The sequence below is a fragment of the Porphyrobacter sp. SLTP genome (assembly GCF_009905735.1).
Lineage (GTDB): Bacteria > Pseudomonadota > Alphaproteobacteria > Sphingomonadales > Sphingomonadaceae > Erythrobacter.
Window position 1 is genome coordinate 93,735 of sequence record NZ_JAAALE010000007.1, and the last position, 13,996, is coordinate 107,730.

At 66.0% G+C, this 13,996-nt stretch carries 16 protein-coding genes; 7 read left to right on the top strand and 9 right to left on the bottom strand.

Features of this window, described 5'->3' with window-relative positions; genetic code table 11:
- Window positions 1–14: 14 nt before the first annotated feature.
- The 5 genes from leuB to GVM20_RS07875 all read right to left on the bottom strand — a co-directional run bounded on the left by leuB (window position 15) and on the right by GVM20_RS07875 (window position 3,051).
- Window positions 15–1,073, bottom strand: a complete 1,059-nt coding sequence (gene leuB / locus GVM20_RS07855; protein WP_166546653.1) for a 3-isopropylmalate dehydrogenase — start codon at window positions 1,071–1,073, stop codon at window positions 15–17.
- 11 nt (window positions 1,074–1,084) lie between these two features.
- Window positions 1,085–1,684, bottom strand: a complete 600-nt coding sequence (recO, locus tag GVM20_RS07860) for a DNA repair protein RecO (protein WP_166546654.1) — start codon at window positions 1,682–1,684, stop codon at window positions 1,085–1,087.
- 57 nt (window positions 1,685–1,741) lie between these two features.
- Complete coding sequence (locus GVM20_RS07865) at window positions 1,742–2,068, bottom strand: GIY-YIG nuclease family protein (protein WP_234031910.1); 327 nt, start codon at window positions 2,066–2,068, stop codon at window positions 1,742–1,744.
- A 40-nt stretch (window positions 2,069–2,108) separates the two neighbouring features.
- A complete protein-coding gene (locus tag GVM20_RS07870) occupies window positions 2,109–2,354 on the bottom strand; it encodes an accessory factor UbiK family protein (protein ID WP_166546655.1) in 246 nt (81 codons plus the stop codon).
- Between the two features lie 148 nt (window positions 2,355–2,502).
- The gene (locus GVM20_RS07875) at window positions 2,503–3,051 is read right to left on the bottom strand and encodes a TspO/MBR family protein (protein ID WP_166546656.1); all 549 of its coding nucleotides are present in this window, start codon (window positions 3,049–3,051) and stop codon (window positions 2,503–2,505) included.
- Window positions 3,052–3,347: 296 nt separating this feature from the next.
- Between GVM20_RS07875 and GVM20_RS07880 the strand changes: the two genes are divergently transcribed.
- Window positions 3,348–3,557: a hypothetical protein gene (locus GVM20_RS07880; protein ID WP_166546657.1), complete on the top strand. Its 210-nt coding sequence runs from the start codon at window positions 3,348–3,350 to the stop codon at window positions 3,555–3,557.
- 211 nt (window positions 3,558–3,768) lie between these two features.
- On the opposite strand, the gene GVM20_RS07885 is transcribed toward GVM20_RS07880, so the two are convergent.
- A complete protein-coding gene (locus tag GVM20_RS07885) occupies window positions 3,769–4,536 on the bottom strand; it encodes a TlyA family RNA methyltransferase (protein WP_166546658.1) in 768 nt (255 codons plus the stop codon).
- A 35-nt stretch (window positions 4,537–4,571) separates the two neighbouring features.
- Here GVM20_RS07885 and GVM20_RS07890 point away from each other — a divergent pair, with 35 nt between their 5' ends.
- The 4 genes from GVM20_RS07890 to GVM20_RS07905 all read left to right on the top strand — a co-directional run bounded on the left by GVM20_RS07890 (window position 4,572) and on the right by GVM20_RS07905 (window position 8,475).
- On the top strand, window positions 4,572–5,129 hold the full coding sequence (locus GVM20_RS07890) for a hypothetical protein (protein WP_166546659.1): 558 nt from the start codon (window positions 4,572–4,574) through the stop codon (window positions 5,127–5,129).
- 837 nt (window positions 5,130–5,966) lie between these two features.
- Complete coding sequence (locus GVM20_RS07895; RefSeq protein ID WP_166546660.1) at window positions 5,967–7,043, top strand: branched-chain amino acid aminotransferase; 1,077 nt, start codon at window positions 5,967–5,969, stop codon at window positions 7,041–7,043.
- Window positions 7,040–7,843, top strand: coding sequence for an oxygen-dependent tRNA uridine(34) hydroxylase TrhO (gene trhO, locus GVM20_RS07900; protein WP_234031911.1), 804 nt, complete (start codon window positions 7,040–7,042; stop codon window positions 7,841–7,843). The genes GVM20_RS07895 and trhO overlap by 4 nt, the downstream gene beginning before the upstream one ends.
- Entirely contained in the window at window positions 7,840–8,475 is a 636-nt protein-coding gene (locus GVM20_RS07905; RefSeq protein ID WP_166546661.1) for a glutathione S-transferase N-terminal domain-containing protein, read from the top strand. The genes trhO and GVM20_RS07905 overlap by 4 nt, the downstream gene beginning before the upstream one ends.
- A 43-nt stretch (window positions 8,476–8,518) precedes the next feature.
- Here GVM20_RS07905 and GVM20_RS07910 read toward each other — a convergent pair whose 3' ends face one another.
- Entirely contained in the window at window positions 8,519–9,415 is an 897-nt protein-coding gene (locus tag GVM20_RS07910; RefSeq protein WP_166546662.1) for a LysR family transcriptional regulator, read from the bottom strand.
- A gap of 130 nt (window positions 9,416–9,545) precedes the next feature.
- On the opposite strand from GVM20_RS07910, the gene GVM20_RS07915 reads away from it, so the two are divergent.
- Both GVM20_RS07915 and GVM20_RS07920 read left to right on the top strand, forming a co-directional pair.
- On the top strand, window positions 9,546–10,247 hold the full coding sequence (locus tag GVM20_RS07915; protein ID WP_166546663.1) for a pirin family protein: 702 nt from the start codon (window positions 9,546–9,548) through the stop codon (window positions 10,245–10,247).
- A gap of 84 nt (window positions 10,248–10,331) precedes the next feature.
- Complete coding sequence (locus tag GVM20_RS07920) at window positions 10,332–10,928, top strand: FMN-dependent NADH-azoreductase (RefSeq protein ID WP_166546664.1); 597 nt, start codon at window positions 10,332–10,334, stop codon at window positions 10,926–10,928.
- A gap of 68 nt (window positions 10,929–10,996) precedes the next feature.
- Here the strand turns inward: GVM20_RS07920 and GVM20_RS07925 are convergent, their stop codons facing one another.
- Window positions 10,997–11,899, bottom strand: a complete 903-nt coding sequence (locus tag GVM20_RS07925) for a DMT family transporter (RefSeq protein WP_166546665.1) — start codon at window positions 11,897–11,899, stop codon at window positions 10,997–10,999.
- On the bottom strand, window positions 11,899–13,989 hold the full coding sequence (locus tag GVM20_RS07930; protein ID WP_166546666.1) for an NAD(+) synthase: 2,091 nt from the start codon (window positions 13,987–13,989) through the stop codon (window positions 11,899–11,901). The genes GVM20_RS07925 and GVM20_RS07930 overlap by 1 nt, the downstream gene beginning before the upstream one ends.
- Between the last annotated feature and the right edge of the window lie 7 nt (window positions 13,990–13,996).

Genomic DNA, 13,996 nt, shown 5'->3' on the forward strand with positions numbered 1-13,996 from the left:
CGACGCAGCCTGCGTCAAAGCCTGTCGCGCACCGCGGCACCGATCGCCGCTGTGCCGTGGCTGCCGCCGAGATCGCCGCCGAGGATGCCGTCCGCCAGAGCTGCGGCCACGGCGGCCTCGATCCGCACCGCCTCGGCTTCAAGCCCGAAGGAATGGCGCAGCATCATCGCCGCCGACAGGATCGTCGCCATCGGATTGGCCTTGCCCTGCCCGGCAATATCCGGCGCGCTGCCGTGGATCGGTTCATAGAGACCGAAGGTGCCGTGATCGGTCTCGCGCTCGCCCAGCGAGGCGCTCGGCAGCAGGCCGATGGAACCGACGGCGGCGCTCGCCAGATCGGAGAGGATATCGCCGAACAGATTGCCGGTCAGCACCACGCCGAAGCGTTCCGGGTGGCTCACCACCTGCATCGCGGCATTGTCGACATACATGTGATCGAGCGTGACACCGGGATATTCCCCCGCCACTTCCACCACCACATCGCGCCACAATTGGCTGGTTTCGAGCACGTTCGCCTTGTCGACGCTGGTCAGCGGCAGGCCCGAACTTGCCGCCGCGCGGAAAGCGACATGGGCGATGCGGCGCACTTCGCTGTCGGCATAGGACATCGCGTCCCAGCCCTCACGCTCGCCCGCATCATTGGTGCGCTGGCCCTTGGCACCGAAATAGACGTCACCCGTCAGCTCGCGCACGATCAGCATGTCGAGCCCTGCCGCAATGTCAGCCCGCAGCGGCGAGAGGTGCTCCAGCCCCGCAAACACCCGCGCCGGGCGCAGGTTGGCGAACAGGCCGAGATGCTTGCGCAGGCCGAGGATCGCCTGCTCCGGGCGCAGGTGACGTTCCAGCGCGTCGCAGGTCGGATCGCCCACCGCGCCGAACAGGATCGCATTCGCCGCGCGCGCCATCACCAGCGTCTCTTCGGGCAGCGGGTGCCCGTGGCGATGATAGGCCGCGCCGCCGACATCGCCGGTGAACAGCGTCAACCCCGGCAAGCCGAGCGTCTCGAGCACCGCCACGGCCTCTGCCGTGACTTCCGGGCCAATCCCGTCGCCGGGCAGGACTGCGATTTTCATGGTAACGTCTCTCACCCCATGCGCGCCAACCGCTCGGTCAGCAGCCTGCGCGCGCCCATAACATCGCCCTTGTGGCCTGCAAGCAGGTAGTGCGAGAGTTGGCGTTCGAGTATCCCCAACAAAGCGGCTTGCGCGGGCCAATCGGGCGCATCGGGCAGCGCTCCGCCGCCATAGCCCAATTCGCGCAGCAACATCGTTTCGTAAGCGATCAGCCCACTCACCCACCCACGCGCCGAAGGGGCCACCGCAATCGCGCCCAGCAGCGCGTCGAGCGCGTCATAGAGGTCGGGATAGGCCTGACGTTCGGGCAAGGCGGTCGCCGAGAGCCCGCAGACCCACTGGATCGCAGCGGCTGGCAGCGGCTCGGTCATCAAGGCGGCGCGGGAGTGTTCCAGCTCCAGCCGCGCGAAGGGCAGCTGGTTGGCGGAACGGGTGGTGAGTTCAACCGAAACCCGATTACCCGGCACCATCACCGCGCGCATCTGCCGCCCGCGTCCGCCGGCGACATAGGCGGCGATCAGGCCGTGGTCGGCGGTAAGCAGCCGCGCAATCGCCCCGGTCTCGCCTTGATGGCGCGAGGCAAGCAGAATGGCAGGCGCGCGCAGGTTCATGCCGCAATACCGTCACCCCTGCGCAGGCAGGGGTCCATCCGGGCTCGATGATTCTGACTAGGCATTGATGGTCTCGAACAGATCGAGCCAGTGCGGATTGTCCTTGCGGATCAGCTTGAGCTTCCACTCCCGCTTCCACTTCTTCATGGCTTTCTCGCGAGCGATGGCATCGGTGATCGACTCGTGGCGCTCGGCGTAAACCAGCCGATTCAAGCCGTATTTGCGGCAAAAGGTCGAGCCATGACCCTCGCGGTGCGCGAAGACCCGGGCAGCCAGATCCGCCGTGACGCCGATATAGAGCGTCCCGTGCGGTGCGTTTGTCATGATGTAAACCCAGCCACCCATCGCACCGTGATACGGCCCTTGGCGAATGTCCGCCAGCATGGATGGACCCCTGCCTGCGCAGGGGCGACGGAAAGGGCTGTTACTTCGGCTTGGCTTCCAGCGCCGCAAGGCGTGCTTCGAGCGCATCGGCCTGTTCGCGGGCCTTCTGGGCCATCGCCTTGACCGTTTCAAATTCCTCGCGGCTGACGAAATCGATCCCGCCGAAGGCTTCGCGCAGGCGCTCGCGTGCGCTTTCGCGGGCTTCGCGGCTCATGCCCGCCATGGTTCCGGCGGCGCTGTTGGCGAGTTTGACGAGGTCGGCGATGATCGGGTTCTGGCTTTGCATATATGCTTTTTGGGGAGGCTTGCCCTGAAGTGCAAGCCTATCCTCGCTCTCACGGCGTTCTTGTTGGCCTACCGCTTCGCTACTTGAGGCCCGTCGGGCTTGCGGACGCGCCACGGCGTCCGAACCCAGCCGCGCGCAGACCCCAGATCTACAATTGCACCCGCGTGGCCGCGCCGTCGGCGCTTGGCGCGCCGCCGTCGGGGTTGGCGGCGATGAACTGGTAGTTGAGCGCCGTCGCAAAGCACAGCCATGCCAGATAGGGCAGCAGCAGCAGCGCCGCCGGGCGCCGCACCCGCCACACCAGCGCGAGCGCGAACAGCAGACTCGCAACACTGAGGCCCAGCACCATCAGCCCGGCCATCATGTCCTGCTTCCCGAAAAACACCGCGGTCCAGCTTTGCGAAATGATGAAATGCACCCCGAAGGCGATCAGCGCGATCCCACGGCCATGCGCGCCCCACGCGCTCGCGACCATCGCCAGCGCCACGCCGATCATGATGAACAGCGCGGTCCACACGATCCCGAAGGTGACGGGCGGCGGATAGATCGCGGGCTTCTTCAACCCGGCGAACCACGGCGTGTTCGGCCCACCCAGCTGCCCGGCGGTAAAGCCGATCAGCAGGATCAGCGGCACCATGAACAGCGCCCAGCGGATGAAACTGGCACGCAATTGAGCAGGGGAAGCAAGGACGTTCATGGTTTCTCCAGGGTCCGCACGCGGAAGCGCGGCGATACCAGAGCCCTGCTGCAACGCCAACTTATTGCCGCAAAATCGCCCCGCAATGAACCATTCGGCCACGGCGCGCCCGAGGGGAAAGACAAAAATGTGGTAAAAATTGGGCAAGAGGTCACGAAACGCTTTGGGGTCTGCGAATCTTCCTGCTAGAGGCTGCCTTATTCCTGCCGTGATTCGAAAGTGCGTTGGCGGCAGGAAGATCAGAATAACGCGCTTTGCTCATTACTGGCCCGCTTGGGTCCATAGGGGAATACACCATGAAGAAGACCTTTGCGCTCGTCGCCGTTCTCGCCCTCGCCACCGCCGCTTGCTCGAAGCCGGCTGAAGAAGCTGCGACCGAAGCTGACACCACCGCCGTTGCTGAAGAGCCGATGGCTGCCGAAACCCCGATGGCTGCCGAAACCCCGGCTGCTGACGCGATGGCTGCCGAAACCCCGGCCGCTGCCGAGACCCCGGCTGCTGAGTAAGCCTTAACGGCTTGCCGGTCCCGACTTCGTGTCGGGAGCACGGACAAGAAACAGGCCGGTAGCAACCTTCGGGTTGCTGCCGGTCTTTTCTTTTGGGCGGCAGCCTTAGGCTTGGCTTAGCCCAGAGCTCCGAGCGCCACGGCCACGCCCAGTGCGACCGCCACCAGCGCGGCGATCATCAGACCCTTGTTCTTCATCAGATAGTCCCCCCTTATGCGGTGCGCCGGGCGGCGATCAGAAATTCGACATTGCCCTGCGGCCCGGTGATCGGACTTACCACAATTCCCTGAACCTCCCAGCCCAGCCCTTCGATCCAGCCGCGCACCTCGTCGCAGACGCGCGCGTGGACTGCGGAATCGCGCACCACACCGCCCTTGCCCACTTCCTCGCGCCCGACTTCGAACTGCGGCTTGATGAGCGCGACGAGCTGGCACGGCGTCGCCGCCAGCTTGAGCGGAACGTCGAGCACCTTGGCAAGGCTGATGAAGCTCGCATCGCACACCACCCAGTTGCACGGGCGGTCGATCAGCGCGGCCGTCAGGATGCGCGCGCTGGTCTGTTCGAGCACGGTGACGCGGCTGTCTTCGCGCAGCCGCCACGCCAACTGATTGGTGCCGCTGTCGACCGCGAAGACATGCTCCGCGCCGTGGGTCAGCAACACATCGGTGAAGCCGCCGGTGGATGAGCCAATGTCCATCGCGGTTGCCCCCGCCGGATCGAGCCCGAACTGTTCGATCGCATGGGCCAGCTTGATCCCGCCGCGACTGACCCAGGGATGGTCACGTCCGCGCACGGTCATCGCAATGTCGTCGGCCACTTGTTGACCGGGCTTGTCGACCTTGTTGTCGCCAATGAACACCAGTCCGGCCATCACCAGCGCCTGAGCGCGCGCGCGGCTTTCGGCGAGCCCGCGCTCGACCAGCAGCTGATCGACACGGCGCTTTGCAGGCTTGGCGGGGCGAGACGGGGTTTCAGGCATGGACAAGCAGAGGCTCTAGCGCGCAAAGTGCAGGCATGAAAGCTGCTCTGCCTGCCCTCGTCTCGATCCTTGCCCTTGCGGCCTGCGTGCCCGCCACCAAGGCCCCGCCCGCACAAGGGGCGGCGCCATCGCGACCGGCACCCTTGCGCCCGGCCCCGGTGCAGGCCCCGACCATGACCACCCCCACCTCCGCCGAGACCAATTGGATGGACATCCCGGCCACGGCAGGCAATTGGTCTTTCGCGGCCTTCCCCTTCGGCTCGCAGGCGATCTTCCGCGGGCCTGCCGGGCTCGACACAGGCCTCTCGCTTTCGTGCAACGCGCAAAGCCGCCAGGTCACGCTGCTGCGCTTGGGCCGCGCCGACCGCCCCCTGTCGATGCGCATTCTGACCGAAACCGCCAGTCGGTCAGGGATCGCCGAGCCGGTGGCGGAGCAATTGCCGGGGGTGGTGCTGAGGCTCGACCCGAACGACCCGCTGCTTGATGCAATGGCCCTGTCCAAGGGGCGCTTTGCTGTTGAGGTTGAAGGCCTCGCGCCGCTCTATCTCCCCAGCTACGCCGAGGTCAGCCGCGTGATCGAGGATTGCAGGTGATCTTTTGTTTGGCGAACCCGCCTCCGCGGGTTCGTCCTCGGCGCGTTTCCTTCGCTGCGCTACGGAGCGCCTGCGGGCGGCCGGTCGGCCTTGCGGTCGCGTTGCGACCGACTTCCGCCGCCTTCCCCGATTCTATACATTAATATCCACAGGCTTGCCCCCAGCCTGTCCACAGTCTGGATCTCAAACGAAAAACGCCCGAGGTTTCCCTCAGGCGCGCTTGGCCACGGTATTACGCGGCGAGGAGCAAGTATGACGGCGGAAAAGAATTATTCAAGTCTTGTCCTTTCGCGCCCCATGAATCACATTGCTCCCGAGGCCAGCGGCGAACGCGGCTCTCGGCCCCCGGTGAAACGTTGGGGTCTGGCTCACAAGCGTGAAAGGAGGTGATCCGATGTCTCATGGTTCAGTAGCGAGGTCGGTGAAGATCCCTACGGAGCATACTCGGTAATCCTCTGCCAGAGTAAGGCTACGTGAGCGGCACTTCCGGCCGCTGACCATGAAAGGGCGTTTCCACCGACGGGCTGGAAGCGCCCTTTTCATTTTTGTGGTTTCGAAAGCGCGTCCGCGCCTTCATCCTCGGTGCGTTTCGAGCCTTGCGGTCGCGATGCGACCGTTTCACCGCCCTGTCGATGGCGTGGTAAAAGTCCCTCCCCGTTCGCCCCGCGAATGGGGAGGTGGCACCGCGTAGCGGTGACGGAGGGGTCTGCCATTGCCGCCCTACCCCTCCGTCAGCCCTGCGGGCTGCCACCTCCCCATCCTTGCAGGACGGGGAGGGACTATCTCCCCCACTCTCTCCCGCTTGCCCTTCGTGCCCCACAGTATTACGCGCATCCCATGCAACTGACGCGCCTTCCTCACCCCTCGCCCACGCCTGATGCCACCCGCACGCAGCTGATCGCCGATCCCGGTTTCGGGACGGTGTTCACCGATCACATGGTGGTGATCGATTACGACGAAGCGCTGGGTGGGTGGCAGACCCCGGTGCTCGGCCCGCGCGAGCCGATCCCGCTCGATCCGGCGGCGAGCGTGCTGCATTATGCGCAGGAAATCTTCGAAGGGCTGAAGGCCTATCGCCACCCCGATGGCGCGCTCGGCCTGTTCCGGCCCGAGGCCAACGCCGCGCGCTTCAATGCCTCGGCCGAGCGGCTCGCCATGCCCGCCCTGCCCCAAGAGCTGTTCCTCGGCGCGATCAAGGCGCTGCTGGAGGTTGACGGCAACTGGTATCCGGCGGTCGAGGGCGGATCGCTCTACCTGCGGCCCTTCATGATCGCGACCGAGGCGTTCCTGGGCGTGCGTCCGGCGAAGAAGTACAAGTTCATCGTCATCGCTTCGCCTGCCGGCAACTACTTCAAGTCCGGCGCCAAGGCGGTGAGCATCTGGATTTCCGACTACACCCGCGCCGCCCCCGGCGGGACGGGCGCGGCCAAGTGCGGCGGCAACTATGCCGCCAGCCTCGTGCCGACCGGGCAGGCCTTCGCCAAGGGGCATGATCAGGTGCTGTTCCTTGACGCAGTCGAGCGCAAGTGGGTCGAGGAGCTGGGCGGCATGAACCTGTTCTTCGTCTTTGCCGACGGAACGGTCATCACCCCGCCACTGACGGGCACGATCCTCCCCGGCATCACCCGCAACAGCCTGATGGCGCTGCTGACCGAGCAGGGGCTGACCGTGTCCGAAGCACCTTACTCCATCGACCAATGGCGCGCGGATGCGCAGAGCGGTCATCTCGTCGAAGTGATGGCCTGCGGCACCGCTGCCGTGGTCACCGCGGTCGGCACCGTTGCGGGGCCGGACGGCGCGTTCACCATCGGTGCAGGCGGCATTGGCCAGACCACCGCCAAGCTGCGCGAGACTCTGGTCGGCATCCAGACCGGACAAATCGCCGACACCCATGGCTGGGTGATGCGGGTTTGATTGCAGTCGCCGCGCTCTACCAGTTCACGCGGTTCGATGATCCCGAGGCTCTGAAGGATCCGCTGCTGGCTGCCTGTGAGGCGGCGGGCATCAAGGGCACGCTGCTGCTCGCGCGGGAGGGGATCAACGGCACCATCGCGGGCGAGGCTGCGGCGCTGGCGGCAGTGCTCGGCCACATCCGCGCTCTGCCCGGCTGCGCTGACCTTGATGTGAAGTTCTCCGACGCCCCCGAAATGCCCTTCGGTAAGTTGAAGGTCCGGGTGAAGCGCGAGATCGTCACCATGGGCGAGCCCGATATCGACCCCACGCTGAGCGCGGGCACCTATGTCGATCCGCATGACTGGAACGCCCTGATCGCCGACCCCGACACGCTGGTGATCGACACCCGCAATGATTACGAGGTCGCGATCGGCACGTTTGCAGGCGCGGTTGATCCGGCGACGCCGTCGTTCCGCGATTTCCCCGCCTGGTTCCGCACGCACCGCGCAGAATTGCTCGAAGGCAAGAAACGCGTCGCGATGTTCTGCACCGGCGGTATCCGCTGCGAGAAATCGACCAGCTTCCTGCGCGCCGAGGGCATCGAGGAGGTTTTCCACCTCAAGGGCGGCATTCTCAAATATCTTGAAGAGGTGCCTGCGCAGCAGAGCCTGTGGCGGGGCGAATGCTTCGTCTTCGATGAACGCGTGAGCCTCGGCCATGGTCTTGCGCAGGGCAACCACACCCGCTGCCGCCCGTGCGGTCGCCCGCTGCCTGCGGGGGAGAGTTGCCCCGTCTGCGAAGGCGACGCCGCGCCGCAATGAACCTGCCGGTGCTCTATTCCTTCCGCCGCTGCCCCTATGCGATGCGGGCGCGGATGGCGCTGTGGGTTGCGGGCATCGTGGTGGAGCTGCGCGAAGTGAAGCTCGCCGCCAAGCCACCCGAGCTTTTCGCTGCCTCACCCAAGGGCACTGTCCCGGTGCTGGTCCTGCCGGATGGAACCGTGGTCGACCAGAGCCTCGACATCATGCGCTGGGCGTTGGCGCAGAATGACCCCGAACACTGGCTGGCAGGCGATGATGCCGCGCTGATCGCGATGAATGACGGGCCGTTCAAGCATCATCTCGACCGCGCGAAATATCCCGGGCGCTATGAGGAGGACGGCGTGACCGCCCACCGCGCCTCCGCGCTCGCGCTGCTCGCCCCACTGGAGCTGCGTTTGCAAGCCGCGCCGTGGCTGTGTGGGGAAAGCCTCACTCTCACCGACATCGCGCTGTTCCCCTTCATCCGCCAGTTCGCCGCGATTGATTCGGACTGGTTCGCGGCTCAGCCGCTGCCGCAGTTGCAGGCTTGGCTGGAAGGTCTGCTGGCCTCCGAGCTGTTCGGCGCGGTGATGGGCAAATTCGCTCCCTGGCAGGAGGGCGATGCGCCTGTGATGTTCGGGCGAAACAGCTAAACACCGTCGCCCCGTGTCAAGCACGGGGTGACGACAAAGAGGATCATCGACCCCCCAATCCCTCCCGGAACGCATCGACCAGCCAGCTTGCCGCCGGGCCAAGCCGCGTGTCACGCCGCCACAGCGCGTTGAGGCCGTAATGCGCGCCGGGCTTCTCCGGCAGGTCGAGCTCCACCAGCGCACCGCTCGCCAGATCGCCCGCCACCATCGCGCGCGGCATGTTGCCCCAGCCCAGCCCCTCTTTCAGCAGCGAATGCTTGGCCCCCAGGTCGCCGAGCCGCCAGGTCAGCGGGCTGAGCACCGAGAACTCGCGCCCCTCGGTCAGCGGCGAACGGTCGGTCAGCACGAGTTGCAGATGGCGGCGGCTCTCCCCCGGAGCGACGCCGGGACGCGCGAGGGGATGGGTCGGCGCGGCGACGGGGATCAGGTCGATTGCCCCCACTGCCCGGCGTTCCAGCGCGGGCTGATCGCCGATCACCGGGCCGCCGATGGCAAGGTCCGATCCACCGTCGATCACGCAGGCCGCGACCGCGCCCAGCCCCTCGATCCGCAAGGTCAGCGCGCAGGTCGGGAACATCCGGCGGAATTCGCCCAGCACATGGGCAGTGATCTCGCTCGGCACCATCACGTCGACCACCAGCGTCAGCGACGGCTCCTGCCCGGCGTGAAGGGAGCGGGTCTTGGCGAGCAGCGCGTCCACCCCATCGGCAATCCCGCGCGCTTCGGCCAGCAAGCCCTCTCCCGCCGCCGTCAGAACCGGGCGGCGCGAGCCCTCACGGTCGAAGAGGCTGAGACCCAATTGCGCCTCCAACTGCGCAATCCCGTAAGACACTGCCGAGACCGCCCGCCCCATCGCCTTGGCCGCGCCGCCGAAGCTGCCGTGCTCGGCCACGGCGATGAAGATGCGCAATTGATCGAGACTGGGTTCGCCGAGCTTCATGGCTATATGTTCAGATAATCCGAACATCTTGGCAAGTTTTATCGCACTTATCCGTTCGCCATCTTTGTCCTATCTCACCCTCAACAGAGCGAGCCCATCCGCGGGCCACTCCGAACCAAGGAGAAACGCCATGATCGAACTTCGTCCCTTTAACACGCTGGGTGCCGCCAACCACGGCTGGCTCGATGCGCGCCATCACTTCTCGTTTGCGAACTACCACGATCCGGCCCGTGTCCACTGGGGCGCGCTGCGGGTCTGGAACGATGACAAGATCGCGGCGGGCACCGGCTTCCCGACCCACCCGCACAGCGACATGGAGATCATCACCTATGTCCGCACCGGGGCAATCACGCACCGGGACAGCATGGGCAACGAAGGCCGCACCGAAGCGGGCGACGTGCAGGTGATGAGCGCTGGCAACGGTGTCCGCCACTCGGAGTACAACCTCGAAGGCGAGGAAACCACGCTGTTCCAGATCTGGATCATCCCCGATGAACGCGGCGGCGAACCCAGCTGGGGCGCACGGCAGTTCCCCAAGGACGACCGCAACGGCGCTTTCGTCCCGCTCGCCAGCGGGGTCGCGAATGACAATGACGCGCTCAAGATCCGTGCCGATGCGCGGGTACTCGGGGCGACGATCAAGGCGGGCGAAAGCGTGACCTACACGCCCCGCAGCGCTGACCGTCACCTCTACCTCGTGCCCGCCACCGGCAAGATCCGGATCGACGATGTCGAAGCCAATGCCCGCGACGGCGTCGCGATCACCGCGTTGGACAGCATCACGATCACCGCGCTCGAAGACAGCGAAGTCGTGCTGGTCGACGCAGCGTAACAGCCCCCCCCGGAGCCGGCCGGTCTCCCCCATCCCCCCTGCCGGCCGGCTCCACCCCCGCTTTTCATTCAAGGACACACCGCCATGAGCAACATCCTCTACATCACCGCCAGCATCCGTTCGGACAGCGAGAGCGTTTCGCGCAGCCTTGGCCAGCGCATCGTCGATGGTCTGGCCGCCAAGACCGGCGCCAGCGTCACCACCCGCGATCTTGCCGCCAATGATCTGCCTTATGTGAGCGCCGAGCGCTTTGCCGCCAACCTCACCCCGGCGGCTGACCGCACGCCCGAGCAGGCCGAGCTCGCCGCCATTGCCGACACGCTCATCGCCGAACTGCAAGCCGCCGACACCATCGTGATTGCGAGCCCGGTCTACAATTTTGGCCCGCCCGCCACCCTCAAGGCCTGGGCCGATCTGGTCGCCCGCACCGGCACCACCTTCCGCTACACCGCCACCGGCCCCGAAGGCCTGCTGACCGGCAAGAAGGCCTATCTCGCCATCGCCAGCGGCGGCACCCCGATGGGGAGCGATATCGACTTCATGAGCCGCTGGCTGACCTTCTTCCTCGGCTTCCTCGGCATCACCGATGTCGAGCTGGTCGCGGCGGATGGGATCATGGGCATCGACGGCGAAGCCAAGATTGCTGCCGCCCGCGAGACGGCTGAGCGTCTGGCTGCGTAACTCTGAGGTGGGGGCGGTTGCGAGGGTCGCACCGTCCCCTTCCCACCCGCATTCTCGCCCCGGCGGCCCTAATCTCTCGGACGCGCCAGCTGCGGTTTGAACAGCGTGCGGCTCGGGCGGATGACGATGATCGCCACGCCCACCAGCGCCATCCCGCCGCCGATGATCAGCGGCCAGCCGATGGTATCGCCCGTCAGCCATGTCCCGAAGGCAATCGTCAGCAGTGGGGTGAGCAGCGTCAGAGGCACGATCAGGTTCGCATCATGCGCCTGAAACAGCCGAAAATAGGCCGAATGCGCGCCGACCGAAACAATCACCCCGGCAAACAGCACGCACCCCGCCACCGCCAGCGGTGCAGCTTCGACGGCGGCGATCTGTCCGGTTTCCAGCAGCAGGGTCGCAGGCAGCATCACACAGAGCGAGGCCAGCCCGGCCCACGCTTGCAGCGCAACCGCGCCGATTTCGATCCGCTTGACGAAGACCGAGGCAAAGGCCCCGATGAACACGCCCGCAAAGGCGAACCCAAGGCCCACCGGATCGCCCGCGTCGGACGGCGCGCCGATCGCGAGGCCGACTCCGCCCAGCGCCAGCGCCATGCCGATCCCGCGCCGCCAGCGCACTTCCTCGCCCAGAAAGATGATCGCGAACAGCACCGTCAGCGGCGCGCCTGACAGGTTGACGATCCCGACGGCCGAGGGGCTCGCCGTCTGAAGCCCCACGAATTGCAGCCCAAAGCTCCCCCCGGTGATCGCAAAGCCGATCAGCAACACCAGCGGCAGGCGCGCCGGACGCTGACGCAGCAGCAGCGGGAACAGCACCAGCAGCACCGTCCCCGACCGCAGCACCGTGTAGAACAGCGGCGGCAGGCCCAGCGTGCTCACCGCGATCTTGCTGACCACGATGTTGAGCGCCCAGGCGACATTGCAGAACAGCATGATGCCGAGCGCGGACAGTGGCAGGCTTTTCGGCATCAGGGGGACGTGCTGCCGAATACCTCGCGCACAACGTCTTCGGGCAGATTGTCACGCAGTTCTTCGCGCCACACGGTTGCCACCGCATCGGACGGCGCACGCCAGTCTCCGCGCGGGCTCAAGGCGCCGGCCGAGGACACCTTCGGCCCGTTCGGCAGCGCAGACCGCTTGAACTGCGAGAAACCGAAGAACCGCGCGCAGAACTTGTCCATCCAGTGGGCGATGGTGACGAGGTCGTAAGCGTTCTTGCCCTCGCTGGGGAAGCCCGCAGGCCACAGCCCACTGCCAGCATCTTTCCACGCATGCCACGCCAGGAAGGCAACCTTGGAGGGGCGCTGGCCGAAGCGGATCACGTGGTGGAGGAAGAAGTCGTTGAGCTCGTAGGGGCCGACCATGCTCTCGGTCGATTGCATCGCCCCGTCCGCGCCGGGTGGCACCAGCTCGGGGCTGATTTCGGTGCCGAGCACATCCTCCAGCACATGCCCGCAGGCATCGGTGAACTGTCCGGTGCGGATCACCCAGCGGATCAGGTACTGGATCAGCGTCTTGGGCACGCCCGCATTGACGCCATAATGGCTCATGTGGTCGCCCACGCCATAGGTGCACCAGCCGAGCGCCAACTCGCTGAGATCGCCCGTGCCGACCACGAAGCCGCCGTGCTGTCCGGCAAGGCGGAACAGATAGTCGGTGCGAAGGCCCGCCTGCACGTTCTCGAAGGTCACGTCATGCACCGGCTCGCCGTTGGCAAAGGCGTGGCCGATATCTTCGAGCATCTTGTGCGCTGCGGGGCGGATGTCGATCTCGCCCGCAGTGATCTCCATCGCCTCCATCAGCCGGTGCGCATTGGTCTTGGTGCCATCCGAGGTGCCGAAGCCGGGCATGGTGTAGCCCCGGATCGCGGTGCGCGGCATCCCGAGCCGGTCGCACGCCTTGGCCGCCACGATCAGCGCGTGCGTGCTGTCCAGCCCGCCCGAAATGCCGATCACGAGGCTCTTGGCGCCGGTGGATTCGATCCGCCGCATCAGCGCATCGACCTGAATGTTGAAGGCCTCGTAGCAATCCTCGTCGAGCTTTTCCGGCCGGTCGGGGACGAAGGGGAAGCGCGCAACTGGACGAACTAGCCCGATGTCACCCTCGGCATAGGCGTGTTCGAACACGATCCGGCGGTAGCTGTCTTCCGGCCGCCCGGCCCACTCTGCCGCATCGGCAAAGGTCTGGTTGCGCAGACGTTCAGCGGCGAGGCGTTCGGTGTCGATATCGACGATGGTGAGTTCGCCGCTGCGGTCAAAGCGTTCGCTTTGCGCCAGCAAGCTGCTCATTTCGTAGATCACGCCCTGCCCGTCCCACGCGAGGTCGGTGGTGCTCTCGCCGTAACCGCTGGCCGAATAGACGTAAGCGGCGATGGCGCGCGAGGCCGAGGAACGGCAATGCAGGTGGCGATCATCCGCGCGGCCAATGGTGACAGGCGATGCGGAGAGGTTGCACAGGATCAGCGCCCCTGCGAGCGCGGCGGTCATCCCCGGCGGGATCGGCGCCCAGAAGTCCTCGCAGATTTCCACGCCAAAGCGGAAGCCCGGCAGGTTGGAGGCGGCGAAGACCAGATCGGTGCCGAACGGCACTTCCTCGCCCGCGACCCCGATCCACAGATCGGTGCACCCGCGCCCGTGGGCGAAGTGGCGCTTTTCGTAGAACTCGCGGTAATTGGGCAGGAAGCTTTTGGGCACCACGCCGAGAATCTGGCCATGCGCGATCACCACCGCGCAATTGTACAGCTTGTCCGCGCGCTTCAGCGGTGCGCCCACGATCAGCACCGGGTGCAAGTCAGCGGAGGCTGCGACGACCTCCGCCAAAGCCTGCTCGACCCGCTCGATCAGCGCATGCTGGAGCAGCAGATCGTCGATCGCATAGGACGACAGCGTCAGTTCGGGAAATACCACCAGATCGACATTCGCGTCATGCGCCTTGTGCGCTTCGGCCAGGACGCCTGCGGTGTTGTAGGCGACGTCGGCAGGGCGGCTGCACGGCGTGGCGGTCGCCACCCGGACAAAGCCGTGTTCGTGCATATCGAAAAAGGGGTGGGCTTCGCTCATCGCCTTG